Genomic DNA, 1,448 nt, shown 5'->3' with positions numbered 1-1,448 from the left:
GAAGTCGTCGCTATGAGCCTCATGTCCAGTCACGGAAGGATGAATCAGAAGCCATCAAAAACACGGATTTTAAGGCCCACCGCTGGGTTGTAGAGAGAACACACAGTTGGATGAATCGCTACCGTCGTGTCCTGACTCGTTGGGAGAAAAAGGTCGAAAATTACGAGGCAATGCTGCATCTTGCCTGTGCCATCATTGTCTGGAATAAAATCCTTTTGGGATAGGTTCTTATTCATTCTTTATCCCATTTAGTTTATATATCATGATTTGATACATATCTTGGCATCGACGTGTTATTTCAAGCTTACCTTTAAAAAATTATCATAAAATGCCTAGAAACAGATAAAAAGTGCGAACAAAAGCCGACAAAAAACATTTTATTGTTTATGGTTTTTAGCCTTTTGCGGAAGGATGATATAATAATTCGGCTCACACATTTATTTGAGGGTAAACAGTCGGTTCTATGACCGCCATTGAAGATAAGTTAACTCAAAACATAATAAAACAGGGCTTCACTAGATATGAAACCCTTTAATTTAACCTGAGCTTATTTTAATTTACTGTTACACAACTCTTGTAGCCGATTAATAAAGCGTGCAACATGGAAGCCATCACAAACTGCATGATGAACCTGTACTGAGAGCGGCAATAACAGTCTATCCCCTTCTTGCTGATATTTTGCCATTGTTATAATGGGTGCAAAATAATCGGTAAAATTAGCAACATTTAAATTAAAGCTATCAAAATTAACCCAAGGTAATGCTGAAATATTTAAATGATTTTCTGGTGTTACCCCTTGAGGAAATAACTTGGTATCACTTTTATAACGTTCCATTACCGATAAATAATTCACCATAAATTGATCAATATCGGATGAGTATGGGCAACTCAGTGCTGAAAATGTCTCTGTTTCTTGATGGAATACGGTGAATTGTGGGTCGACTGAATCCCATACGATCAATTCATCATCTTTTATCGCCATTCTCAACTCATCAAATTGATTCACGGCCTGAGCAATCAGATAGATCATTACCGGATAAAACTTATACGCTGAATCATCCAATGACTTTTTTAACGTCGTGATATCAATTTTGCTTGTTAAGCTAAAACCACATGGTAAACGATGCCGATAAAACTCAAAATGCTCACGGCGAACCCAATTTTTTACATCAAATTTTGTATAGTTCATAACATATCCCTTCTGAATTTTTATTTACTAAGAACCTATCCCAATAGGTTTTTAGTCCAGACAATGATACCACAGGCAAAATGCAGCATCGCCTCATAATTCTCGACTTTCTTCTCCCAACGAGTCAGGACACGACGGTAGCGATTCATCCAACTGTGTGTTCTCTCTACAACCCAACGGTGAGCCTTAAAATCCGTGTTTTTAATGGCTTCTGACTCATCCTTCCGTGACTGGATATGAGGTTCATAGCGACGACTTT

2 protein-coding genes and 1 pseudogene are annotated in these 1,448 nt (G+C 37.8%); 1 reads left to right on the top strand and 2 read right to left on the bottom strand.

Translation table 11 applies throughout. From position 1 onward, the window contains the following. Window positions 1–224: transposase (locus tag R7R78_RS23950; protein WP_225455851.1), on the top strand; the 224-nt coding region annotated here is incomplete at its 5' end. Window positions 225–547: 323 nt separating this feature from the next. On the opposite strand, the gene R7R78_RS23945 is transcribed toward R7R78_RS23950, so the two are convergent. Both R7R78_RS23945 and R7R78_RS23940 read right to left on the bottom strand, forming a co-directional pair. Continuing rightward, window positions 548–1,189, bottom strand: a complete 642-nt coding sequence (locus R7R78_RS23945) for a type A-3 chloramphenicol O-acetyltransferase CatIII (protein WP_004920769.1) — start codon at window positions 1,187–1,189, stop codon at window positions 548–550. A gap of 35 nt (window positions 1,190–1,224) precedes the next feature. Next, window positions 1,225–1,448, bottom strand: a pseudogene (locus tag R7R78_RS23940) (IS5/IS1182 family transposase); the annotation flags it as partial.

Source organism: Vibrio sp. 2134-1 (genome assembly GCF_033339495.1).
The sequence above is the reverse complement of the archived record's forward strand: the minus strand, read 5'-3'. Positions and strand labels throughout refer to the sequence as shown.

Excerpts from the sequence above, each read along its gene's own strand:
- R7R78_RS23945 (WP_004920769.1), bottom strand. The coding sequence starts at position 1,189 with ATGAACTATACAAAATTTGATGTAAAAAATTGGGTTCGCCGTGAGCAT.